Here is a 23,311-nt window from a genome sequence, read left to right as displayed (position 1 = left end):
GCTTGACGGCTACTCCCGAGCGCCCGCCGCTCGCAAAAGTGTTGAGATAATGAAAGACGAATTTACTCTCGGAGAGATCGGCTTTGCCGGCGATGATCAGGTTGTGCCGTTTCAGGTTGAAGGTCTCGATGCGCGCGGCCGCGCTGTCCAGCTCGGCCCGATGCTCGATGCGATCCTCGTGCGCCATGAGTATCCCGAACCGGTCGCGCGCCTGCTGGCCGAGGCTGTCACCCTGACGGTACTTTTGGGAACCTCGCTGAAATTTACCGGAAAATTTATCGTACAGACGCAGACCGACGGCCCTGTCGATATGCTCGTGGCCGACTTCACGACACCCGACAGCATGCGCGCCTACGCACGCTTCGATGACAAGGCGCTGGCCGAGGCAGTTGCCCAGGATCGTCTGGAGCCGCATGAATTGCTGGGAACGGGCATCCTGGCCTTTACCATCGATCAGGGCGCACACACGCAGCGCTATCAGGGCATTGTCGAACTCAATGGCGCAACGCTTGAGGAGATCGCGCGCGCCTATTTCCGGCAATCCGAACAGATACCGACCGAAGTCCGGCTGGCCGCCGCGCAGCTTTATGGCTCCGATGAGGACGGCCGGCATCGCCACCAATGGCGCGCCGGCGGTGTTGTCCTGCAGTTTCTGCCCGAATCCCCGGAAAGAATGCGTCAGGCGGACCTGCCCGGTGGGGATCTTCCCGACGACAGCGATGAGTTCGAATTCGAGGAAGACGAGGACTGGCTGGAGGCAAAAGCCCTGATGGAAACGATTGCCGACGATGAACTGGCCGATCCGCAGGTTGGCTCAGAGCGCTTGCTCTACCGCCTTTTCCATGAGCGCGGCGTGCGGGTGTTCGAACCGGTTGCCGTGCGTGACAACTGCTCCTGTTCCCGCGACAAGATCATGGGTGTCCTTGCCGGGCTTGAGGACGACGAGTTCGAAGAAAGCGTCGAAAGCGGCATCATAACCGTGAAATGCGAATTTTGCTCCGCAAACTACCGCTTTGACCCAGGCGAAATTGAACGCTAGATCGGATCCCGCAATCGGCCCGTTTTGCTGCAATGCAGTGTAAAGTTATGTAAAGGCCCGGCCATCGCTATGGCATTTGCAGGCAAAAGCGGCAAAATGGCGCGAAAAGTGGACGAACTTTAATTTGCGCGTTGAACCACTACATAGCTAGTTTGCCTGGATACAGTCGGAGCCTGCTGAATGCTCAAATCGGCACATGACGGGGAAGCGGCGCAGTCGCATACGGATGACGACGCGGCCCCGGTAGAAATGTCTCCTCGCTCGCCCCTGCTCAGCGGCGGGCGCGTTCTGCTGCAGGTCATCGTGATGCTGGCAGTTCTGGGCGGGTCCTACGCGGTTATGAACCGGCTTATCGCAACGGGTCCCGAACGCACGCCCCGTCCCTTTCAGCCGACTGTCTATTCCATCGAAACGGTGGTTGCCGAGCAGGCGGTGAACACCCCGCAACTGATGCTTTACGGCGAGGTTCAGGCGGCCCGTTCGGTGGAACTGCGCCCGCTTGTCAATGGCGAGATCATTGCCGTCAATCCCGAATTGAAGGCGGGCTCATACGTGGCCGGCGGCGACGTGTTGATCGAAATCGATGCCTTCAGCTATCGCGGAGCGCTCTCCGAAGCACGCGCCAATCTTGCCCAGGCACGCGCCACGCTGGCCGAGACAAAGGCACGTATGGTTTCCGAACAGGAGCAGCTCGAAGCATCCGAGATGCAATTGACGCTGGCCGAAAGCGATCTGGAGCGAGCCGAATCGCTGGTTGCAAGCGGAACCCTGACAGAAAAGCAGGTCGAGGACCGGCGCCTCATCGTTTCGCAGCGCGAACAGGCCGTCAGCCAACGGCGCAACAATCGCATAATTGAAGAGGCGAGGCAGGAACAGCAGGAAGCCAATATCGAAAGCCTTGAGTGGAAGGTTCAACAGGCTGAGCGCAATCTCGAATATACGGAACTCAAGGCGCCGTTCTCTGGTGTGGTCCAGACACACAATGCCGAACCGGGCCGTTATGTCAGCAGCAATGATGTGGTGGCATCGCTCTATGACGACAACGCGCTTGAGGTCCGTTTCACCCTCACCGACGCACAATATGGCCGGATTTCGACAGACGCCGATCCGTTGATCGGACGCGCCATCAAGGTGGTCTGGACCGTTGGCGTCAGCAGTTATGAATATGTCGGTCGTATCGACCGTATCGCCGCCGAAATCGCTTCGCAGCGTGGCGGTGTCGAAGTCGTTGCGCGGCTGGAGCCTTCTGATTCTCCGGTCCAGCTGCGCCCGGGCGCCTTCGTTGAAATCGATGTTCCCGACCGCACCTATGAGGATTCGCTCAGAATACCCGAGACCGCGCTTTTCAGCGGCTCCGAGGTTTTTGTAGTTGAAGACGGAAAACTGGTTCGGCGCGTCGTCGAGATCGCCGCCTTCGATCGCGAGGACATTATCGTAACCGGTGGGATAGAGCCTGGCGAAATCGTCATGACGACGCATCTCACCCAGGCCGACGACGGTGTCCGCGTGCGTCAGTCGGCAGGCGAGACGGACGATGCAAACGGCCGGGCAAGGCCCGAAGCAGCCGAGGGAAGCTGATCATGGCTGAGCGCGGCGTTCGCCAGGCAATCGATGACGCGGCCCATGAATTGCGCGGCTCCGGCGGTCTGGTTCGCACGTTCATCCGCCACCCGAACGCCGCCAACCTGCTCATGATGCTGATGATCCTGCTGGGTGTGTTCGCCATCCTCAAGATCAACACGCAGTTCTTCCCCTCTGTCGACCGCCCGGCCATCAATGTGTCGGTTTCCTGGTCGGGCGCCAGCGCCGAGGATATAGAAGCCAACCTGCTCGCCGTCATCGAACCGGAAGTGCGTTTCGTCGATGGTGTCGATGTCATGACGTCGACGGCGCGTGAAGGCTCCGGTTCGATCCGTTTGGAATTCGAGGACGGCAGCGACATGCAACGGGCTCTTTCAGAGGTCGAGACCGCCGTCAAGGGCATCAGCACGCTGCCGCAGGATGCCGAAACGCCCACCGTCTCAAAGGCGACATTCTTTGACCGGGTCGCCAGTCTTTCCGTCGGCGGAACGGCGCCCGAGGCGATCAAGCGTGAATGGGCCAAGAACATTCGCGACGAACTGATCGCCCGCGGCATCGACAAGGTGGATTTCACAGCGCTGCGCGATCGTGAAATCCGAGTCGATATACCCGAGCGCGAACTGCGCCGGCTCGGCCTTACGATCAATGATGTCTCCAGTGCCGTAACCGACAACAGCAGGGATTTGCCGTCGGGAACGCTTGAAGGTGCCGTCGAACGCCAGTTGCGTTCGCTCGCCGATGCCGAGACGCCGAAGACGCTGGGCAATATCGAAGTTGTCTCCTTCGCCTCGGGTGAAAAGGTTCGTCTCGGCGATATCGCTACAATCAGCGATGCCTTCGACACCAACGAGACACGCGGCTTTGCCGGTGGTGATGTTGCCATCGAGATCGATGTGCGCCGATCGGCATCTGCCGATACCCTGCGGACGGCCAGAATTCTCGACGAATATCTTGAAGAGCTGATCCCGCAATTGCCGCACAATATCGAGATCAACACCTATGAGGTGGCGGCCGATTCCCTGCTCGAGCGCATCATGCTGCTCGTCAAGAACGGCCTTGGCGGGTTGATCCTTGTGGTTGCGATCCTGTTCCTTTTCCTGGATGGCAGAATAGCGTTCTGGGTGGCTGCGGGCATACCGGTCGCATTGCTGGCGACGGTCGGCTTCATGTTCGCTTCCGGCCAGACGATCAATATGATCTCGCTGTTCGGTCTGATCATGATGCTTGGCATCATTGTTGACGACGCGATCGTCGTCGGCGAGCACACCTATACACGGCTTGAAATGGGTGACGACCCCATGATGGCGGCGGAAAACGGTGTGTCCATGATGATCAGGCCGGTTATGGCCGCCATGACCACGACTTTGGCGGCTTTTGCGCCCATGTTACTCATATCGGACACGATCGGACAGATCATCGGCGTACTGCCGCTGGTCGTGATGGCGGTCATTGTCGCCAGCCTGCTGGAATGTTTCTACGTTCTGCCCGGACACCTTGCCCATGCCCTTGAGCGGCAGAGCGGGCTGCGCTGGTCCTACTGGCGCCAATTCTTCTTTGCCTTTGTCATTGTCGTGGCTGTTGCAACAGTCGCCACACCCTATTCGCCGCTCCATGGTTTTGTGCCGGACGGCTCCACAGCCCGGTCATGGCTGGATGGCCTGTCGGGCCTGCCGATGCTGATCCAGGCCTTGCTGATCGGCGGCGCTGCGCTTCTCTTAGCCACGGCACTGGAATTTGTCATTCTGGGTATCCGAAGGCGCTCTGGCAGTGCAAAACGCGCAGCAGAGGGAGCGCAGGTCAAGGCCGGCGGGTTCCGTGGCTGGTTCGACGGGAACTTTGCCCGCTTCCGCGACGGCCCGTTCAACCGGTTCGTCGCGCTGTCCTACAATTGGCGCTATGTCACCATTTCGATTGCCGTTGGCTTCGTTCTTATGTTTGCGGTTGGCCTTATCCAGGGCAAGCGGGTGGAGTTTGTCTTCTTTCCATCGCCTGAGGCCGAAAACATTCGGGGTAATGTAAGCTTCATTGCCGGCCTTCCGGAAGAAGACGCGCTAAGAGCAGTTGCGCGCGTGGAAGAGGCATTCAGGGATGTCGAGCAGGAGCTGACCGGTGGCGGGGAACCGCTTGCTGAATCCATCTTCATCATGTTCTCAAAGGCGAGCCGGTTCGGCGGCACCAGCGCGACAATCAAGGTTCAACTGACCTCCTCCGAGACGCGCACCGTGCGCACGCCGGACATCGTGCGCGCCTGGCGCAACGCAGTTCCCGATCTGGCCGGCGTGTCCCGCTTCTCGATTTTCCAGTCGCGCGGCGGCCCCCCGGGGCGTGATATCGATATCGAATTGCGCGGCGACCGGATCGCCGACCTGAAGGCTGCCGCCACGGAAATGATACCCATTCTGGGCTCAATTGCCGGCGTATCCGGTGCCGATGACAATCTGCCCTACGGCAAACCTGAACTGGTTGTCGAAATGAAGCCGCGCGGCGCTGCGCTTGGCTTCACCGCCGAAAACATCGGCCGGCAGCTTCGCAACGCGTTTGACGGGCAGATCCCGTTCCGCTTCGCGCGCGGCGATGACGAGGTCACAGTGCGCGTCTCGCAATTGATGCGGATTGGTGGGACGGGAGCACTGCGCAATTTTGAGCTCAAGAGCCCCGCCGGCGAGTTTGTGCCACTGACCGAAGTCGCCACGCTGGATGAGCGGCAGGGTTTTGCCTACATATCGAGGAAGGACGGCAAGACGAAAATCTCCGTCACCGGCGACATCGACAATGAAGTCAACACCACCGACGGAGTGATAGAAGAGCTTGAGGCCAGCGGCATCATCGCCGCCATCGCCGGACGTTACGGCATAGACTATCAGTATGGCGGCCGTTCACAGGAACAGGAAACAGCCTTTGCCGACCTCCGGCTGGGGATGATTGTTGCGCTGTCGGTGATCTACATCATCCTTGCATGGGTCTTTGGCAGCTATTGGCGGCCTTTCGCCGTCATGTTGATCATTCCGTTCGGGATCGTCGGCGCGGTTTTCGGTCACTGGGTGATGGGTATCCAGCTGACCATTCTGTCGTGGATCGGCCTGCTTGGATTGTCAGGTATTCTGGTCAACGATTCCATCATTCTGGTGACACGGCTCAATGAGCGGTTGAAGGCAGGGCAGGATCTTGCCCACGCTGCAATAGGTGCGAGCCGTGACCGTCTGCGCGCCGTGTTGCTGACATCGCTGACAACCATCGGCGGCCTGTTGCCGCTGCTGTTCGAGACAAGCAGGCAGGCGCAGTTCCTGCTGCCCATGGCGGTGACGATTGTCTTCGGCCTCGCCATGGCGACCGTGCTCGTCCTGTTCCTTGTTCCGGCGCTGATGGGCATCGGCAACGACATACGCGCGGCGTTCATATCCGTCTTCGGTCACCAGCATCACCGGTCGGAAGCGACCGGCTCCAGCTAACTCCGCCAGAAGCGCGGCAGGAAAAGAACCATAATCGTGAAGAGTTCGAGCCGGCCGAGCAGCATGCCTGCCGAAAGGGCCCATTTGGCAGGATCGTTCAGCGGAGCGTAGGTGCCGGCCGGTCCGATGATCGAGCCGAGCCCCGGACCGACATTCGAGATGGCCGAGCCGGCGCCGGACAAAGCCGTGGTTGTGTCGAGGCCGGTCAGGATCAGGACGATCGAGAGGACGCCGAAACTCACCACGTAGAGGAACATGAAGCTCATGACCGATGCGATCACCCGCTGATCGATCGGTCGGCCGTTAAAGCGCGGTCTGAAGATGCCGTTCGGATACATCACCTGATTGATGTGCTGGCGGATCGCCTCGAAAAGCACCTGGAAGCGGAAAATCTTGATGCCGCAGGAGGTGGAGCCGGCGCAGCCGCCAATGAACATGATGACAAAGAAAAACGAGATCGCGTGCGAGCCCCACAATCCGTAATCGGTGGTGGCGTAGCCGGTGCCGGTCGTGACCGAAACCACGTTGAAGGCGGCAAAGCGCAATCCCTCGATGCCGACGTGATATTCGCCGTAATGGGCCATCAGCCAGGCAATGAGCGTTGCGATGGCCAGGAGCCCGATGAAGACGCGCACCTGTGAATCGAGGAAGATCGGGCGAATGCGGCCCTGCAGCGCCTGCACATAGAGGATGAACGGGATCGAGCCCAGGATCATGAAGGTGATGGCGATCCAATCGATGGCGGCACTGTTGAAATAGCCGAGGGACTCGTTCTTGGTGGAAAAGCCGCCGGTCGCCACCGTCGTCATGGCATGAATGACGGCATCGTCGATCGGCATGCCCGCCGCCAGATAAAGGATACAGCAGGCTCCGGTAAAGCCGATGAAGACAAGTGTAATCGAACTGGAAATCTGGGTGGCACGCGGCAGGATCTTTTCCGCCGTATCGAACGCTTCCGCCTTGAAGAGCTGCATACCACCGATCTGAAGCATCGGCAGAACGGCGATCGCCATGACGATGATACCGAGGCCGCCGAGCCACTGCAGGAGACCGCGCCAGAACAGGATCCCCGGCGGTGCCCCGTCGAGATCGGTGATCACCGTTGCCCCCGTGGTGGTCAGCCCGGACATGGACTCAAAAAAGGCATCGGTATAGGTCGGAACCACGCCGGACCAGACGAAGGGCAACGCGCCAAAAGCGACGAGCGCAAGCCATGAAACGACGGTCATCAACAGGGCCTGCCGGGTCGACAGTCCGCGCGGTGTACCGCGCGTCGCGGCAAACAGCGAAAGACCGATCAGCGTCGTCAGCATCGAAGCTGCGACGAACACCATCCAGTCGTTGTTGTTGGCGGCAAGATCGACAATCGCCGGCAGCAGCATTGCCACGCCCAGCGTTGCGATCAGGATGCCGGTGACAAGCGCCACCGGTCGGAAATCGAGTGCTCCGTTCAATTGAGCGTTCTCGTTATTCCCGGTACGTCGAGAGAGAAGGCCGGTATGTCGACCATGAAGCTCTTGCCGTCCTCTCGCTCCATGCGGTACTGGCCGACCATCATGCCGGAGGAAGTGTCGAGCGGACACCCGGACGAATATTCGAACTGTTCCCCCGGCTCCAGAACGGGTTGCTTGCCAACAACCCCTTCACCGCTAATTTCGTCAATCTGGCCGGCAGCATCGGTGATCTGCCAGAAACGGTCACGCAATTGGACCGTCTCGTCCGAATGATTGACGATGACAATCCGATAGCCCCAGACGAACCTGTTGTCGTCCGGCTCGGATTGCTCTTCGAGATAGAACGGTTCGACCGTTATCTCGATATCGTGTGTCAGCGCCCGGTACATTGTGATCGAGCCTTCCCGCTCATTCTCCATCAATCCTACCGCCGTCTGTATAAAACATCATCTTGCGCAGGGGAATCCGGTTTTCTCAACAGGCTTAAGACGTGCAATGTCCAGGCGATGGGTTTGGAGCGTATCTTGTCTGAGATGCCCCACATCGCGCCGCGCGACGCGCATTGCCGAATGGGCCGGTTTTCCGCCATCAAATGTTTCCATTTAAACAAGATAGGCTCTAAGGCTATGAACAGCGGCTCCGGGTAAATTCACGGTGACGCGATTGTGAGAAATGATGGCTTTCACGCTTCCGCGAAAGCTGTATGCATGAACACAATTAAGGTCCGCCGATTGTACGGTTGCGCACGTTTCGCTGGAAGGAGACATCATGCTGGACGGTGCGGTTCGGGAGATCATCAATCCGCCTCTCGATGCCTGCGGAAGGCGGGTTGCCGCCTGGGGTGTCACGGCCAACACGGTAACGGTTGTTGGCTGTGTGATCGGCCTCGCCGCAGCCTTTGCGATCTGGCAGAACGCCTATTGGGTCGGCCTCTTTCTCCTGCTTGTGAGCCGGTTCTGTGATGGTCTCGACGGCGCGATCGCCAAGGCGACCGAATCGACCGATTTCGGTGGCTATCTCGACATCGTCCTCGATTTTGTCTTCTACGGCTCGATACCGCTGGGGTTTGTGCTTGCAGATCCGCAGGCCAATGCGGTTGCCGGCGCTGTCCTGATCCTGTCTTTTTATGTCAACGGCTCAACGTTCCTGGCCTATGCGATCATGGCCGAACGCTATGATATGCACAGTACGGTCCGCGGAGAAAAATCGCTTTATTTCACGACCGGCCTTGCCGAAGCGACCGAGACCATTGCCATGTTCGTAATTGTCTGCATCTTTCCCTCGGCCTTCGTCGTCATCGCCTATATCTATGCCGCGATCTGCTTTTATACGGCCCTGTCGCGCATTGTGCTCGCCGGCCGGGTGTTTAGCCGGCGATAGAACGGCATCAGACCGATGACAGCGCCCGGTCGATATCGGCGATCAGGTCGTCCGCATCCTCAAGCCCGACCGAAAGGCGCACGGTTGCATCGGTGATGCCGAGTTCGGCGCGGGCCTCTTCGGCCAGGTTCTTGTGTGTCGTGGTCGACGGGTGGGTGATCAGGCTCTTCGCATCGCCGAGATTGTTGGAAATACGGACAATCTCCAGTGCGTTTTCAAAGGCAAAGGCAGCCGGCTTGCCGCCATCGATCTCGAAGGCCACGAGCGTCGAGCCGCCCGACATCTGCCTTGCGACGATATCCGCCTGTGGATGGTCCGCGCGCCCCGGATAAATCACCCGCTTGATTGAGCTGTGACCCGCCAGATAGTCCGCAATCCGTCCGGCGCTTTCTGTCTGTTGGCGCACCCTGAGGGGCAGGGTTTCCAGCCCTTTCAGGAGGGTCCACGCGTTGAAAGGGGACAGGGACGGCCCGGTATGGCGAAAATAATCGTGCAGGTGTTCCTCGATCCAGTCCTTCGTGGACAGCACGATCCCGCCAAGGCAACGGCCCTGACCATCAATGTGCTTGGTGGCCGAATAGACAACGATATGCGCGCCAAGCGCCAATGGTTTCTGGTAGAGCGGCGTTGCAAAGACATTGTCCACCACGACCTTTGCGCCGATGGCGTTGGCAATCTCCGCAACTCCGGCAATGTCGATGACCTCCAGAGTCGGGTTGGTCGGGCTTTCCAGGAAAAACACCTTGGTGTTGGGCCGTACGGCTCCTTGCCAGTTGGCAAGGTCTGTGCCGTCGATCAGTGTTGTCTCGATGCCGTATTGCGGCATCAGCGTTTCGACGACCCAGCGGCAGGAGCCGAAGAGAGCCCGGGCTGCAACGACGTGATCGCCCGCCTTCACCTGGCACAGCAGCGCTGCCGAAACGGCTGCCATCCCGGACGCCGTCGCCCGCGCATCTTCCGCGTCTTCCAGGGCGCACATGCGCTTTTCGAACATATCGACTGTCGGGTTGGCGTATCGTGAATAGATAAAGCCGCAATCCTCGCCCTTGAAACGCGCCTCGGCAGCTTCGGCGCTGTCATAGACAAAGCCCTGCGTCAAAAACATCGCTTCGGACGTTTCGCCGAACTGCGAACGGCTGGTGCCGCCATGGACCATCTGCGTCGCGGGACGCCAGTTTGACGTGTTTTGCGGTTTGTTCTTGTCCGTCATCGTTTTTACCCAACAAAAAACCGGCTTGCGATCATCGCCAGCCGGTTACACACCCGACCTTTTAGCGACTTGTTTAACGTGGCAGCAAGCCGGTCGGCCAAATCACCACGGGATAAGGCTTCTTTACAGACCGGACCTTCTTGCGTCAATCGTGCCGCGCTGTATTTGATACAAGGCGACAGCAGGGGATTGAGGCATGGCTGCAGAAGGAATTTTAGCCGATCTGGATATTGCGGCGCTCTTTGACGGCGGGAGGCTGAAGGCACCCCGTGCGCTCGATGACGACCAGATCCAGCCGGCAAGCCTGGACCTGCGCCTCGGAGAGACGGCCTACCGGGTCCGTGCCAGCTTCCTGCCGGGGCCGGATCACGGGGTTGCCGACAAGCTTGAACGTCTGAAACTGCACGAGATCGACCTGCGAAATGGTGCGGTTCTGGAAACCGGCTGTGTCTATATCGTGCCGCTGCTGGAAAGCCTTGATCTGCCGGATGAGATTTCCGCCTCGGCCAATCCGAAAAGCTCGACCGGCCGCCTCGACATATTCACCCGGGTCATGGCCGACAGGACGCAGGAGTTCGACAAGATTCCGGCCGGCTACAAGGGGCCGCTTTATCTGGAAGTCAGCCCGCGCACGTTTCCCATCGTCGCGCGCACCGGCTCGCGCCTTTCGCAAATCCGTTTCCGCAAGGGCAGTGCCGGGTTGGACGAGGCCGCGCTTGCCCGTCTGCACGAGGCCGAAGTGCTGGTTGCCTCTGATACGCCCAACATCTCCGGGGGCGGCATCGCTCTGTCGGTCGATCTTGAAAGCGGGCCGGACGGGCTTGCCGGATATCGCGGCAAGCACCACACCTCCGTGATCGATGTCGACCTCAAGGCGCAGCACGATGTTCTCGATTTCTGGGAGCCGGTCTACACGCGCGGCAATGGCTATATCATCCTCGACCCGGACGAGTTTTACATCCTTGTCTCGCGCGAGGCAGTGCATGTGCCGCCGCTCTATGCCGCCGAGATGACGCCATTCGACCCTCTGGTTGGCGAATTCCGGGTCCACTATGCCGGTTTCTTCGACCCCGGCTTTGGCCACTCCGATGCCGGCGGCTCCGGCAGCCGCGCCGTCCTCGAAGTGCGCAGCCACGAAGTGCCGTTCATCCTCGAGCACGGCCAGATCGTCGGGCGGCTCATCTACGAACACATGCTGGAACGCCCCAGGGCGCTTTACGGTTCCGACCTCGGCTCGAACTACCAGGCCCAGGGCCTGAAGCTCTCCAAGCATTTTCGAACGTAACTCAGCCGCCTGGATGCCGCCCCGACCCGCTTTGCTTCAGCGGTGATGTAAGCTCACTTTGTTTGACGAACTTCCCGAGAAAGCCGAGCAACGGAAGAGCAGTCAGCACGATGGCGATCCACATCAACACGGATACGACCGGCTCAACCTGGCCGATCCGGCTGATCAGAAAAACCAGCCAGGCCCATGGAGCCAGGGCGAGGCTGAGCAGATAATATCTGGCATAGCCGGCTTCACCCTTGCTCGGGCCGAAGTCCACGGCACGATAGACAGAGTTCGAGGCATCCCCGTTCGGTGGTTGTTTCCGTTTGACGTTGGCGGCCGGATAGTTGCCCTTGTTCCGGAAGATGACATCGAACAGAATTTCGATGACGTTGTAATTGTCGAAATAGGCATTGTGGGCCGCGCCGGGGTTAAAATAGGTCAGGCTGTTGACCTGAACGTTATCAACCCGCGCTTCGGTCCACTCGCGCGCCGCGGGCGAATGCAATGGGCCGGAGATGATATCCATCTCGTCCCATATGTTGACCCAATGAATATGCGGTTGCCTGCCGGATTTCGAAAACGGCGATGTGCCGATATCTCCACGCAGTTCTTCGTAGATCTTGAGATATCGCCGGACCGGGCTCTGGAAGCTCTCAAAGAAGTAGGAAATCTTGTCAATGGGCGAGGCCAGGGTGACGAAGTGGCTGACCTTGTTAAAATCAACCCGCCCGGTCATCGTCTCCTGAGCATTGACGGCTCTGTTGGCATGAACCGCGGCCAGGAGCGTATCATAGGCAACACTGGTCCCCAACGAATGGGCGACGACCACGACGCGTTTGCATGCCGGTTGTTGAACGACATGCGTCAGCAGGTTCACGGACTTGTTGAGGATCGCTTCACGCTTTCGAAATTTCTCATCCGTTTCCGCATATGTCGACCACGCTTCCACATCAGCCAGCCGGTTTACCAGAAAGTCCCGAAGACCAAGAGCAAGCAGGATGCCAAAACCGATCCCAAGCGCATTCTTCCAGTTCGGTTCCATCACATCGGGTAGCGATATTTTGTTGGCCAGGCCGAACCAATCCAGTGCTGTCGGCACTTGCAGCAACGCGGCCAAGACGCCGGCGGACAGAAGCAGAACGACCAGCACGATCGCAAGCAGAAGGCTGCACATGAATGCGAAATTCCGGACCTCGCGCCAGACATATCTCCGCCGCCAGGCGCGCGCCAGTTTCGTGAGGCGTTCGATCCGATCGGGCTTGCCGCGGTTTCGCACGTCGATCATGTGCAGGAAGCCGGTGAAATCTGACGTCCCGGATACGCCCTGATTTGCAAGGCGCGCGGCCATCCGGGTCCATCTCGGATGGTCAAAGTCGTTATAGTGCTTCAGCAGCCTCTTGAAATCCGTTTCGATTGTGCCTTCCGGCCATTGGGTTTTTTCCTCCAGCAACTCAACCAATGATGCACGTTTGACACGCTGTCTTTCCCCCCAGGGGGTCCAGACCATCGTTATGGGGCGCCAGATCTGCCGGAGGATCCACTTGATGACCGCATAGACGGAGCGTTTCTCCTGCATCTCATCGGCCCAATATGCCTCGTAAAATTGCGCCTTTGTCGGATTCTGGCTTTCCGATTCGTCTCCGGGAAGATGGATTGCGCGAATGAACGTGACGTCCGGGTCGTTGGGCGTATTGCCGGTCTCTGCACGCGCCCGAATGCGTCGCAGTTTGCCGAACGGTTTTCCTCTTTTGAAGACGCTTTCCAAAAACCTGTCAAGCCGGTCAACCAGACGGCTGGTTTCCTCAAACCGGCGCTGGCTTCCCATGCCGTGAAAGTAAACGATCGAGATATGGCCGTCAGAGCCGTTTGTATCTTGCGTCATACTCGATCCCTCGGAAAGAAATGGACGAAAATAAGAGGTAATATCCCAAATATCACTTGTTTTTGCAGTTCTTTGAAGCTCGAATGTTCAGCAGGACAATGATATGTATTTTGGCAGCCTGCCCGATGCGGGCTGTATTACTTTCTTTTACAATGGGGGCGGGGCAGCAAACAGGGTCAGCAGCAGGATGCGGGAGCGCATAAAGATATTTGCGGCCTGTCCCGATGAAACGGCCTACCGGGCCCGGACCATGGCGTTGCTGACAAACTGGAACGCTTGAAGCTCTCCAGGCACTTTGACCAAGTGACCACAGAGCCCTTTGACCCTCACTGCAGTGATGGCCACCTGCTGTGCAAAACTCTTGCATATGCGGACAAAGCGGACCTTCGGTGTTACGGTCGGGTGCGACGCGGCCCACCGGGCCATAATGTGTGGACAAAACAGTTGGGTAAAACACCCGCATCCGGCTCGAACAAAAACCGGTCCTACCTGTTGTGGTCGGGAATCGGCGAATCGGTTTCCGACATCGTTGCCAGTCCGGGAATGGTGTTGCCGTTTCTCTACCTGGCGCTTGGTGCGCCGCAATTCATTGCAACGCTCCTTCTTCCATGCGTGAAGGCCGCGCGCATGATCATCGAGGCTCTGGTCTCGCCTTACATAAAGATCGGCGCGCGCGCCAAATATGCGATGATGCTTCCAAATCTTGTCATCGCCGGCGTTCTGGCACTTGTCGCGTTGTCGGCGGAAAGCCTGCCCGTCTGGATTGCGGCGGCGCTGTTTATCGTCGTCTCCATTGTTCTGGGTCTCTGCGTCGGGATCTGGGCCCTCGGAAGCAATCAGATCTACGGATCTGAGCTGGGTGAACGCGACCGTGGCGAGATTGTTTTTACCCAACTTGCGGGCAGTTGCGTCGTGGCGATCGTGGCCGTCTGGCTCACCCGCGACTTCATGGCGGGCGACACACCCTACCAGCGCCACCGCGTTCTTTTGTGGATGGGTGTCGTTTCGCTTCTGATGGCCTGCATGTTTCTTTATCGGGTTGTGGTGACAAAGACGCCGCCGTCTGAACAAGCCGCCGAACCTCAATCGGAGGATAAGCTCGGCTTCATGGCCGAGGTCGCTCGCGGATGGGCGCTGGCGGTCCAATATGCCTGGTACAGGAAGTTCCTTGTATCCCGCATATTCTTTTTGTCGGTCGAGCTTGCAACGCCGTTCTATACGATACATGCCGCCACCTATCACCTGTCGACGCCCCATATCCTGAGTATATTTGTGACCGCGACGAGTGCCGGCACCGCGCTTGGAGCGCTGCTTTGGCGAAAACTGGTCCGGCACCCGATCCGGTATACGATCGCCGGCGCATCGGCCATTGCGTCCTTTTCAGCATTGACTGCGATTGTCTTCGACCTGTTCGGGCTCGCCAGCAATCCGTGGGTCTATGCCACGACAATCTTCTTTTTGTCGTTTGGGATCGGTGGCGTTCAAAACGGACGTTATCTTTACCTCCTCTCGATGTCGTCGGAGCAGGATCGTCCCTATATGGTCGCCCTCGGTGATGTTGTTGCAGGGATTGGCGGCATCATCTTCGCCGCAGGTCTCGGTATGCTTGCTCAATTGCACAGCGTGCTTTTGTCGCTGGTGGCCCTGGCCGCACTCAATGCGTTTTCGGCGTATCTGGCCGTGAGAATGCAAGACGATTCGGAGCCCAAAGCAGCCTGACATGAAATCCGGAATCAAAAATCGGGAATCGGATTTGACCCGAATGTGCTCTGGCTGGCCGATGCGATGCCCTTGAGGCTCCGCCGCCAAGACCGCTACCGGCTGCGCGCAATGCGCAGCGGCGGCTCGAGGCAGCCTCAATTGATCGGCTGCTTGTCACTCTCCGTCCTCAAAAATCTCTTCAACGGTTTTTCCAAATAGCCGTGCGATCCGAAACGCCAGTGGCAATGACGGGTCGTATTTCCCGTTCTCGATCGCGTTGACGGAGTTCCGTGACACGCCGAGTAATTTCCCGAGGTCGGCCTGGGTCCAGCGTCGTTCTGCGCGCAAAACGCGGATATTATTCTTCATGTTCGCCTCAAACGACCGCGCTCCTCACCGTTTGGATACCCACCACGCCAAATGACTGATGAAAAAAACGGCGCACAGCACAATAATGGTGAACGTTACGCCCATGCCGAAGCCGATTGCGGCTGAAGACAAACCGCTTCTGCCGAACATCGCGATATGTGTGATCATGCCCTGAATAGCCGGCGTGGCGATCATCAGCACGACAAATGCGATAGACAGCGGAACGCCAACACCGCTGGCTGTTGCCATAGCGTACCTTACGCTCGCTGAATAGGGTTCATCTGTGCCCCGGAAGATCGAGATGAAAATCCACCCCGACCACAGGATACACAGAATTGTGAAGATGACGGTCACGAAAAACGGGGGGGCAAAGGTCCAGATGTAGGCGGCGCCGAGAAAAACGACGATGGACGCAATGATTTGTGATTGTGTGGAAATGGTCATGAAAAGCATCCTTATCATTATGTAAAGTATACTTGTCATTTTTTCGTCTGAATGTAAAGCGCCTTGGCGTGGCTGCCCGCAATTACGATGAGGACGAGCTCGGCTTTATGGCTGAGGTCGCCCTCGGTGATGGTGTTGCAGGGATCGGCGGCGTCATCTGCGCCGCAGGTCTCGCTGTGCTCGCCCGGCTGCAACCAAATTGTCAGGTCTGTCTCCCGTGTTAAAAAACCAGATCTGCCAAGCCGATGAACAGCGGTATGCTAAGGATCGCCACCGGCGTGCCCAAGCCAGTGGAAGTTCCGACATAGGCCGACGAGTTCGCCTCAGGCAGCGCGCCACGTATGGTCGGTGGACCTGAAATATCCGAGCTCGATGCCGCCATGAGCGCCAGCAGGATAACGCCGCCTTCAGAAAACCCTGTCAGATGATGTGCCGCCAGTCCGGCGCCAAACCCCAACAGTCCATGAAGGATCGGGGCTACGAGGCCGTAGAGGACATAGGCATGCGCGACCTTGCGAAGTTCCGCCAGCCGGGTCCAGGCTTCCATCCCCATGATCAGCATCAATATGGAAAGCAGCCCCCGGAACAGCGGCTCATAGAAGCTCTTGTAGACGGTTTCGGGGTCCGACAGCACACCCAGTGCAAGTCCGGTGATCAGTGCGGAGATTGCGGGACTGCGCAAGGTGTCGACGAGGATCTCGCGGATAAGACCTGAGCCTCCCATACTGGCGCCAATCGGTGTGGGCGCGCCCGTCGATCCTATCGAAGCAGCGCCGTCACGCCCCGGGTAGACGGTAACCGCCGCTTGCCGCGCGGCGCTGAGCTTTGCCAACATGATTGCGGTAACCAGGGCCGCGACATCCATAAAGGGATAGAGAGCCCCAATGAAACCTTCGTAATAGATGTTGCTGTCATCAAGGACCGCCATTCCGGCTGCGAGCGTGGAAGCCGAAACTGCGCCGAAGAGACCCGCGGTGGCGAGACCATCGACCCGGGACACACCGTTCCAGCGCGCCAGCGACCGGCTGCCCAGAAATACGATCGCGATCCCGACAAGAATCGCCAAGCTGGCCGGAACGAGGAACGAGAGAGTATCCGCGTTTCGGATGGATATTCCCGCGCTCATGCCCACCTTGAGCAGGAGCAGTATGACGATGAACTTGTAAATCGATTGCGGAATCTCGAACCTGGCGCCCAGGGCAGCCAACATCATTCCGGCAATGAGAAAAGCAAGCGTCGGCTTTTGTAACTGCTCAACAACAGTGCCAGCGATCATCATCAAAATTTCCATGTGGTGGTTCCCCTTAACGTTGCCGCTTGAGATAGGGGAGTTGCAGGCAGAATAAAAATATATCTTTCTGATATTTTTGTTCTATAAAAAAGAATGATTTCTCGACTGAACTACCATCATCTTCGCTATTTTCGCGAGGTCGCCACCGAGGGGCATCTGGGGCGTGCGGCCGACCGGTTGAATGTGGCTCAATCCGCCCTGTCGATCCAAATCCGGCAGTTGGAAGAGAGCCTGGGCGTGGACCTGTTCGAGCGCGTTTCGCGCAAGCTGGTTCTTACCGAAGCAGGACGGATTGCCTTGGATCATGCCGACCAGATCTTCAATGCCGGTGATGAACTGTTGGCGACACTGCAACAGAACAGCTCTGCCAGGACGCCCTTGCGCATTGGTGCAATGTCCACATTGTCACGCAATTTTCAGCTACAGTTCCTCGGTCCGCTGCTGGCCGATGCCGACTCTGGTTTCTGGTTGAAATCAGGAAGCCTTGAGACACTGCTTCACGATCTGGACACGCTGACACTGGACGTGGTTCTGACGACGCAGGTGCCACCGCCTCGTTCCGATTCCGCCTTTGCGGCACAGAGGATCGCCGAGCAACCAGTGCGCATACATGGCAAGCCGGATTTTTTCGGGAGCGAAACGCTGGGCGAGCTTTTGCGGAACGCGCCCGTTATCCTGCCGACCGAAAGCGTGATCCGCGCCGGCTTCGAGAGTCTGGTCGCCCGCCTGGGTGTGCAGCCGCGTATCGTAGCCAGCGTGGATGATATGGCCATGGTCCGTCTGCTCGCTCGCGAGGGCGTCGGGCTGGCCGTCGCGCCGTCGGTCGTGGTCGCTGACGAGATCAAAGCAGGTATCCTTGAAACGGCCGCATTCGACCTTGGAATTTCGGAACCGTTCTTCGCGGTCACCATTCCAAGAAGGTTCCCGCATCCCGCCCTTGCGGATCTTCTTCAGCAACAGTCTTCGTAAAGCAGACATTCGCTGCCCCCGCTTCACAAGGCCCCGGGAGCAGCTCTGGTTTAAACTCATTCATTTGACCGCGGCGATTTTTGATCGCTGACCAGGCGGGTCGCGCGCTATTGTGCAGTGGTCGCCGGCGCGCGCCACGCGGTTTCTATTTCCGGAGCTTGCATTTCCAGTGAAACTGGATCACCAGATGATCGTAGGGGCGGGATGGATTCAATGCCCGATTGAGGCTTGTTCTGAAATGGTTGGAAAAAACAAAATCATGGATCGCACGCCAGTGCTTCAAAATTCGATAACAGTGAACCTGTTGCGGAGCGATCGATGACGGACATCGGATTGGCCCTTGGCGGCGGCGGAGCCAAGGGGCTGGCCCATATCTGCATGCTCGAGGTGATCGACGAGTTCGGCATTAAACCGAGCCGCATTGTCGGCACCAGTATCGGGGCGATTATCGGGGTGATGTATGCATCGGGCATAAGTGCGCGCTCTTTGCGGGAGGAAATCCAGAACATCTCGAACAAGGAGAACAGCAGCTTTATTGACGCAATGGGCAATGTTTTCACCTGGCTGCAGCTCGCAGGCGTCAACTGGAAAGGCGGAAGCTTGCTGAAGGCCGACGCGTTCCTCGATGATTTGATGAAATATGTGAAGGTCAAGGATTTTGAGGAACTGGACATTCCGGTCAAAGTCGTTGCGGCGGACTTTTGGCGCCGTAACGAGGTGGTGCTTGAAACCGGCGACATCCGGACAGGGGTTCACGCGAGCATGGCGGTGCCGGGGGTGCTGGAGCCGGTGGTCGTCAACGGGCGTGTTCTGGTCGACGGCGGTGTCACCAATCCCGTTCCCTACGACCTGATCATGGACGAATGCGACATGACCATTGCGATAGATGTGCTGGGAAACAGAACGGAAAGCGAGAGCCTTATTCCTTCGTTTCAGGAGTCGGTTTTCAACTCGTTTCAGATCATGCAGAAGTCGATAGTGCGCCAGAAGATCGCGGCGCGGCCGCCGGATATCTACATCTGCCCGGAAATCGTGGACATTCTGATGCTCGAGTTCTACGAGGCGTCGAAGGTTTTCGCACAGGCTGCGCCGGCCGCCGATCAACTGCGCAGGGAGCTCGAACGGCACCTGGAAGAGGCAAATCGTCGGCCTTGAAAAGCGCTCACATCAATCTCGTTCTGGCTATCGCTGAGCCAGGTTCGGCAGGCGACTGACATGTTTCTTCTGGATTTCGAAAGCGGTGTTGTTCAGTGGGTTCTTTCCGCGCTCGCAATCGTGCTTTCCATTATCTGCGCCGGGCATGCGCTGTTGTGGAAGCGGGATCCGCGTGCCGCGGTGGGCTGGATAGCGGTCTGTCTTCTTCTTCCGGGCCTTGGCGCGCTCTTGTATTGGCTGTTCGGCGTGAACCGCATCAGGGCGCAGGCGCAGTATCTGCGGCGCCGCTGGCCTCTGCCGGACAACAGCGATCTGGACGATCCGTCCTTCACTGCGGAGTGGCCGTCCGAACATCTCGGTTTCACCCGGCTCTCGCGCAAGGTAACGCGGCGCCGGTTCGTTGAGGGAAATCATATCGAGCTTCTGGTCAATGGCGAGGAAGCCTTCCCGGCCATGCTCGATGAAATCCGCAACGCGCAGGTTTCGATCGGCTTGTGCACCTATATTTTCGACAGCGACCGGGTTGGTCTCCAGTTTGTCGACGCGCTTGCCGATGCCGTCGAACGAGGTGTGGAGGTCAAGGTGCTCGTCGATGGTTTGGGCGAGCTTTACTCCCGGCCCCGCATCTCAAGGTTCCTGAAGGAAAGGGGCATTCCGACGGCGAGGTTCATGCCATGGAACCACTGGCAATGGTTCCTCAATCTGAATCTGAGAAATCACCGCAAGATCATGGTTGTGGACGGCAGGCTCGCCTTCACCGGAGGGATGAATATCGGCGTTCGCCATCTTGCCGAAGCGGTCGATAATCCCAAGAAGGCGCTCGATCTCCACTTCAAGGTCAGCGGACCGGTTGTTGCGGATATCGAGTGGGCATTTCTGGAAGACTGGTCCTTTGCGACGGGAGCCAACCATCTGCGGACGGAGCCGCTGGACTTGCCGGGCACGGGTGATTTATTGGCGCGTGTGATCATCGACGGGCCGAATGAGGACTTCGAGAAGCTGCGGTGGATGTATATGGGTGCGACCAATGCCGCGAGGCAGAGCGTACGTGTCATGACGCCCTATTTCGTGCCCGACCGCGAGCTCATGGCGAGCCTGAATGCGGCCGCAATGCGCGGCGTGAATGTGGAAATCATCTTGCCCGAGGAGGGCAATATTCCGTTCGTGAGTTGGGCGACCGATGCGATGCTCTGGCAGGTTCTCGAACGCGGCGTAAAGGTTTGTCGTCAACCCGCGCCGTTCACGCACTCCAAACTCTTCATCGTCGACGATAGCTACGCGATTGTCGGTTCGGGCAATTTTGACGACCGGAGCCTGCGCCTCAATTTCGAGTTCAATCTGGAGATCTATGACAAGGACTTCGTCTCAGTGCTCGTTCGGCACTTCGACGAGGCCAAGGCGCGGTCCGCCTCGATCACGCTTGCTGAAATGGATGCGCGTCCATGGGCCGTCAAGTTCCGCGACGGCTTCGCGCGTCTGTTCGCGCCCTACCTTTAGAACAGAGGTCCGTGTGAGGCTTATTGAATGGCCTCATGCCGGATAATCACCTTCTCTTCCTTGGCCAGACACGTGACGGTGAATCGTGTCGTCCCGTCTTCGCTGATGAACGTGCTTTCCAGCACTTCGTCGGTGTTTGTGCTGTACTCCGCCAGTTTCCCGCTGACCGCCCCGGCAAGTGTCTGCAAAATCGCCCTGCATTCGTCGAACCGGGCCTGTTTCTCAAGCACTCCCGTTTCGGCGCTTAAAGGCGCTGGGAACAAGACAAGAAAGGAGCAACAGGCACCGGCGGCTGCGTATTTCATTTTTTCCTCGCCATTTCAGGACCGGCTTCAAAACTGGGACGACGATGGATGCGGTGTCAAGCGTCTGCCCCTGTCTGGCATCTATGACAGGCGTGGCAGGGTCGCCCTACGATGCCGGCAGACCGCGGTCTGCCCATGCGGAGCGTGGAATGGGCGCTCCGACTTCAAAGTCAAAGGAAACGACTCGTGTTGCCTCCTCGTCGATTTCGCAACGGAATTTCAGATCATACCACTGCGCATCGGACCGAAACGCACCTTTCTGCACCACGATCAACGTGCCCTCATCGAGCCGGTAGGCCGGCAGGAGGTTCGGTCGGTAAGGCGGGATGGAGGCGACGAGCTGGCGGCGCAGCTCCGTCGCGCACAGATCGCCGGCACGCACGCCACGCGGGATGTCGTTCTTGGCGCTTGTTGCAACTGCGCTCTCGGTGTCGTGTACGGAACGCTCTGTTTCGGCCGTTTCTTCAGGTGGTTGCGGCGCGTCTGCTGCGGCTGTTTCCTCTGCCTGTTCGGCCGTCGGCGCCTCGTCCAGATCCGCGGTCTGCTCGGCCACATCGGGTTCCTCGGACGGTGTATCCTCAGACTGTGTCTCGGTAGTCTCGGACACCTCCGGCGTGTCGCCATCGATGGTCTCGCTTGGGCCTGCATCCTCCTCCCCGAACTGGTAGACAGGAAAAAGTGTGCGGATCGGTTGCCCACCTGCCGGGTCCGATGACGCGACCTCTTCCTGCCCGGAAGGCGGCGGAACCGTTTCCTCCAGGGTCTGTTGCAACGCCGCCAGGATATCCTGCTGTGAGAGCACAAGTTCCACCGGGATAACCTGCGGTTCATCCGCGTCCCGCGACAAGTCCGGCAGGCCAAAAATCAGCACAGCCGCAATGATCGCGTGCGCCAGGGCCGACGCCGCCGCACCCGGGCTGATTTTTCGGCTGTATGTCCTGACCTTCTGCAACATGGCAACGGTTATATAGTGTGGCGCACAACAGAAAACACCGCGCCAACTCTACTGCGTCTTTTCTGTTTTCATTGTGGCAATCTGGGTATGTGCGGCACGTTTTCGTTGCAGTCACTTCTCCGCCGCAAGGGATGGAGCCGGCTTTGATTGGGCTCCGAGACGGCCATGCCTGACCATTTACCATGAAGACAAAACACTAAACGATAAGGTTGAATCGATCACTCTATATATCCAAATGGTATATGTGACAGATTATTCGACATTTGGTGATGCGATTGCGAGCGTTACGTCCGATCAGCGCATGGACAAAGACGATTGGAGTGTAGATCTTGCTCAAGAAGCGTTTGGCATTCTGGAAGCGGCTTTTCCAGGAATATCGCGCTATCAGATTTCGGTTTTGCATAATCCGGCCCACGCAGCGTTTACCGCTGACGGCAATCATATCTTCCTGACTCGGACCTTGCTTGAACTCTGCGCGACCGTGGAGATGGCCGCGTTCGTGATTGCCCACGAGATTGCGCATCATGAGTTGGGTCACATCCCACGTGCTTCGAAACGACTAAAAGGCCGGCTGCGGGTACTGGCATATATTCTGCAGAGTTTTGTCTCACCCATCACTCACGCACGCAGGGAAATCGAGGCTGATACTTTCGCGATCGATATGTGCATGGCGGCTGGCTTGTCCGGCGAAAAGTGTGTTCAGACTTTCCAAGTGCTCGAAAAGGCATCGTTGGATCGCGGGGGTGTCGGTTCCGCGTACGGAATTCATGCTTTCTATTGCGATGAAATGACATCAATTCAAAGGCGTTGGAGGATCGGTTTCTACCTCCTGCGTTATCATGGGTATTATCCGGTAAGAGTTCGCAGAGTATTGGCTGAAAAACACGTCGGTATGGATGAACCCCCATACAATGTGTTTCTATTTTAGCTCGAGTTGCGCTGACTTTCGCTTTTGCAACGATTATAAATGCGCTGCTATGGCCAGACACGCGGATCATTGGTTAGAGAAACTTCAGTCTGACGAGCAAATGCCGTCGGAGTTCAGGCACGCGCGCTCGCGAATAATGCAATTTGAAAACAAGGCTGGCGGTTTGGAAGGACCTGCTGTGGTCGGTCGCGTCTATTTCTCAAAATCCGGCAAAACCCTCTATTGCAAGGGACTGAAGTTTAAAGGCCTGAGCGGATCTGGTTTCAAAGCAAACTACTTCGAAACGCATAGTGGAGATCACTGTTGGATTTCCGGACCGCGTAAAGACCGGCAGGATCGACTATACGGGGGTTATCTCGGCGTCCAAATTGATGAGGCCGTTCGGGAAGAGTATTTCAAGCTTATCAGCTGAAGCGAGCAGCTCAGTTTCGG

The 23,311-nt window shown here is 58.0% G+C and carries 22 protein-coding genes and 1 riboswitch; of the genes, 12 read left to right on the top strand and 10 right to left on the bottom strand.

Going from position 1 to position 23,311, the window contains the following annotated elements; genetic code table 11:
* Positions 1–49: 49 nt before the first annotated feature.
* From OQ273_RS17340 to OQ273_RS17330, 3 genes are all read left to right on the top strand, one after another.
* Positions 50–1,039: an Hsp33 family molecular chaperone gene (locus OQ273_RS17340; protein ID WP_267991822.1), complete on the top strand. Its 990-nt coding sequence runs from the start codon at positions 50–52 to the stop codon at positions 1,037–1,039.
* A 180-nt stretch (positions 1,040–1,219) separates the two neighbouring features.
* Complete coding sequence (locus OQ273_RS17335; protein ID WP_267991820.1) at positions 1,220–2,617, top strand: efflux RND transporter periplasmic adaptor subunit; 1,398 nt, start codon at positions 1,220–1,222, stop codon at positions 2,615–2,617.
* Between the two features lie 2 nt (positions 2,618–2,619).
* Positions 2,620–6,069 (top strand): efflux RND transporter permease subunit, encoded by a 3,450-nt coding sequence (locus OQ273_RS17330; protein WP_267991818.1) that lies wholly within the window; start codon positions 2,620–2,622, stop codon positions 6,067–6,069.
* On the opposite strand, the gene OQ273_RS17325 is transcribed toward OQ273_RS17330, so the two are convergent.
* Positions 6,066–7,523, bottom strand: coding sequence for a TrkH family potassium uptake protein (locus OQ273_RS17325; protein ID WP_267991816.1), 1,458 nt, complete (start codon positions 7,521–7,523; stop codon positions 6,066–6,068). The two genes, OQ273_RS17330 and OQ273_RS17325, sit on opposite strands and share 4 nt — an antisense overlap.
* Positions 7,520–7,912 (bottom strand): Co2+/Mg2+ efflux protein ApaG, encoded by a 393-nt coding sequence (apaG, locus tag OQ273_RS17320; RefSeq protein WP_267993131.1) that lies wholly within the window; start codon positions 7,910–7,912, stop codon positions 7,520–7,522. Before apaG ends, OQ273_RS17325 begins: the two co-directional genes overlap by 4 nt.
* Before the next feature lie 379 nt (positions 7,913–8,291).
* Between apaG and OQ273_RS17315 the strand changes: the two genes are divergently transcribed.
* On the top strand, positions 8,292–8,903 hold the full coding sequence (locus tag OQ273_RS17315) for a CDP-alcohol phosphatidyltransferase family protein (RefSeq protein ID WP_267991814.1): 612 nt from the start codon (positions 8,292–8,294) through the stop codon (positions 8,901–8,903).
* A 7-nt stretch (positions 8,904–8,910) separates the two neighbouring features.
* Here the strand turns inward: OQ273_RS17315 and OQ273_RS17310 are convergent, their stop codons facing one another.
* On the bottom strand, positions 8,911–10,113 hold the full coding sequence (locus tag OQ273_RS17310) for an O-succinylhomoserine sulfhydrylase (RefSeq protein ID WP_267991812.1): 1,203 nt from the start codon (positions 10,111–10,113) through the stop codon (positions 8,911–8,913).
* Between the two features lie 41 nt (positions 10,114–10,154).
* A riboswitch (SAM riboswitch) is annotated at positions 10,155–10,232 on the bottom strand.
* Positions 10,233–10,309: 77 nt separating this feature from the next.
* On the opposite strand from OQ273_RS17310, the gene OQ273_RS17305 reads away from it, so the two are divergent.
* Positions 10,310–11,398 carry a 2'-deoxycytidine 5'-triphosphate deaminase gene (locus OQ273_RS17305; RefSeq protein ID WP_267991810.1) on the top strand — a complete coding sequence of 363 codons (1,089 nt, stop codon included), beginning with the start codon at positions 10,310–10,312 and terminating at the stop codon, positions 11,396–11,398.
* A gap of 1 nt (position 11,399) precedes the next feature.
* On the opposite strand, the gene OQ273_RS17300 is transcribed toward OQ273_RS17305, so the two are convergent.
* A complete protein-coding gene (locus OQ273_RS17300) occupies positions 11,400–13,265 on the bottom strand; it encodes a hypothetical protein (protein WP_267991808.1) in 1,866 nt (621 codons plus the stop codon).
* Between the two features lie 103 nt (positions 13,266–13,368).
* Between OQ273_RS17300 and OQ273_RS17295 the strand changes: the two genes are divergently transcribed.
* Positions 13,369–13,545 carry a hypothetical protein gene (locus OQ273_RS17295; RefSeq protein WP_267991806.1) on the top strand — a complete coding sequence of 59 codons (177 nt, stop codon included), beginning with the start codon at positions 13,369–13,371 and terminating at the stop codon, positions 13,543–13,545.
* A 164-nt stretch (positions 13,546–13,709) separates the two neighbouring features.
* Entirely contained in the window at positions 13,710–14,984 is a 1,275-nt protein-coding gene (locus OQ273_RS17290; RefSeq protein WP_267991805.1) for an MFS transporter, read from the top strand.
* A 156-nt stretch (positions 14,985–15,140) separates the two neighbouring features.
* Here OQ273_RS17290 and OQ273_RS17285 read toward each other — a convergent pair whose 3' ends face one another.
* Genes OQ273_RS17285 through OQ273_RS17270 form a run of 4 tightly spaced genes read right to left on the bottom strand, consistent with a single transcriptional unit; the run spans position 15,141 to position 17,070 of the window.
* Entirely contained in the window at positions 15,141–15,335 is a 195-nt protein-coding gene (locus tag OQ273_RS17285) for a helix-turn-helix transcriptional regulator (RefSeq protein WP_267991804.1), read from the bottom strand.
* Positions 15,336–15,359: 24 nt separating this feature from the next.
* Positions 15,360–15,779: a hypothetical protein gene (locus OQ273_RS17280; protein WP_267991803.1), complete on the bottom strand. Its 420-nt coding sequence runs from the start codon at positions 15,777–15,779 to the stop codon at positions 15,360–15,362.
* Positions 15,780–15,814: 35 nt separating this feature from the next.
* Entirely contained in the window at positions 15,815–15,973 is a 159-nt protein-coding gene (locus OQ273_RS17275) for a hypothetical protein (RefSeq protein ID WP_267991802.1), read from the bottom strand.
* 26 nt (positions 15,974–15,999) lie between these two features.
* Positions 16,000–17,070, bottom strand: coding sequence for a sodium-dependent bicarbonate transport family permease (locus tag OQ273_RS17270; protein ID WP_267991800.1), 1,071 nt, complete (start codon positions 17,068–17,070; stop codon positions 16,000–16,002).
* A gap of 93 nt (positions 17,071–17,163) precedes the next feature.
* Here OQ273_RS17270 and OQ273_RS17265 point away from each other — a divergent pair, with 93 nt between their 5' ends.
* From OQ273_RS17265 to cls, 3 genes are all read left to right on the top strand, one after another.
* Entirely contained in the window at positions 17,164–18,039 is an 876-nt protein-coding gene (locus OQ273_RS17265; RefSeq protein WP_276562332.1) for a LysR family transcriptional regulator, read from the top strand.
* A 318-nt stretch (positions 18,040–18,357) separates the two neighbouring features.
* Entirely contained in the window at positions 18,358–19,194 is an 837-nt protein-coding gene (locus OQ273_RS17260; protein ID WP_267991798.1) for a patatin-like phospholipase family protein, read from the top strand.
* Between the two features lie 60 nt (positions 19,195–19,254).
* On the top strand, positions 19,255–20,691 hold the full coding sequence (cls, locus tag OQ273_RS17255; protein WP_267991796.1) for a cardiolipin synthase: 1,437 nt from the start codon (positions 19,255–19,257) through the stop codon (positions 20,689–20,691).
* A 20-nt stretch (positions 20,692–20,711) separates the two neighbouring features.
* Here the strand turns inward: cls and OQ273_RS17250 are convergent, their stop codons facing one another.
* The gene (locus tag OQ273_RS17250; RefSeq protein ID WP_267991794.1) at positions 20,712–20,996 is read right to left on the bottom strand and encodes a hypothetical protein; all 285 of its coding nucleotides are present in this window, start codon (positions 20,994–20,996) and stop codon (positions 20,712–20,714) included.
* Positions 20,997–21,102: 106 nt separating this feature from the next.
* On the bottom strand, positions 21,103–21,951 hold the full coding sequence (locus tag OQ273_RS17245) for a DUF930 domain-containing protein (protein WP_267991792.1): 849 nt from the start codon (positions 21,949–21,951) through the stop codon (positions 21,103–21,105).
* Positions 21,952–22,252: 301 nt separating this feature from the next.
* Between OQ273_RS17245 and OQ273_RS17240 the strand changes: the two genes are divergently transcribed.
* Together OQ273_RS17240 and OQ273_RS17235 are read left to right on the top strand one after the other, a co-directional pair.
* Positions 22,253–22,879 (top strand): M48 family metalloprotease, encoded by a 627-nt coding sequence (locus OQ273_RS17240; protein ID WP_267991790.1) that lies wholly within the window; start codon positions 22,253–22,255, stop codon positions 22,877–22,879.
* 136 nt (positions 22,880–23,015) lie between these two features.
* Positions 23,016–23,291: a 1-deoxy-D-xylulose-5-phosphate synthase gene (locus OQ273_RS17235; RefSeq protein ID WP_267991788.1), complete on the top strand. Its 276-nt coding sequence runs from the start codon at positions 23,016–23,018 to the stop codon at positions 23,289–23,291.
* Positions 23,292–23,311: the final 20 nt, after the last annotated feature.

This window comes from Hoeflea prorocentri, assembly GCF_027944115.1.
GTDB classification, from domain to species: domain Bacteria; phylum Pseudomonadota; class Alphaproteobacteria; order Rhizobiales; family Rhizobiaceae; genus Hoeflea_A; species Hoeflea_A prorocentri.
This window is presented reverse-complemented; position numbering and strand designations above follow the sequence as displayed.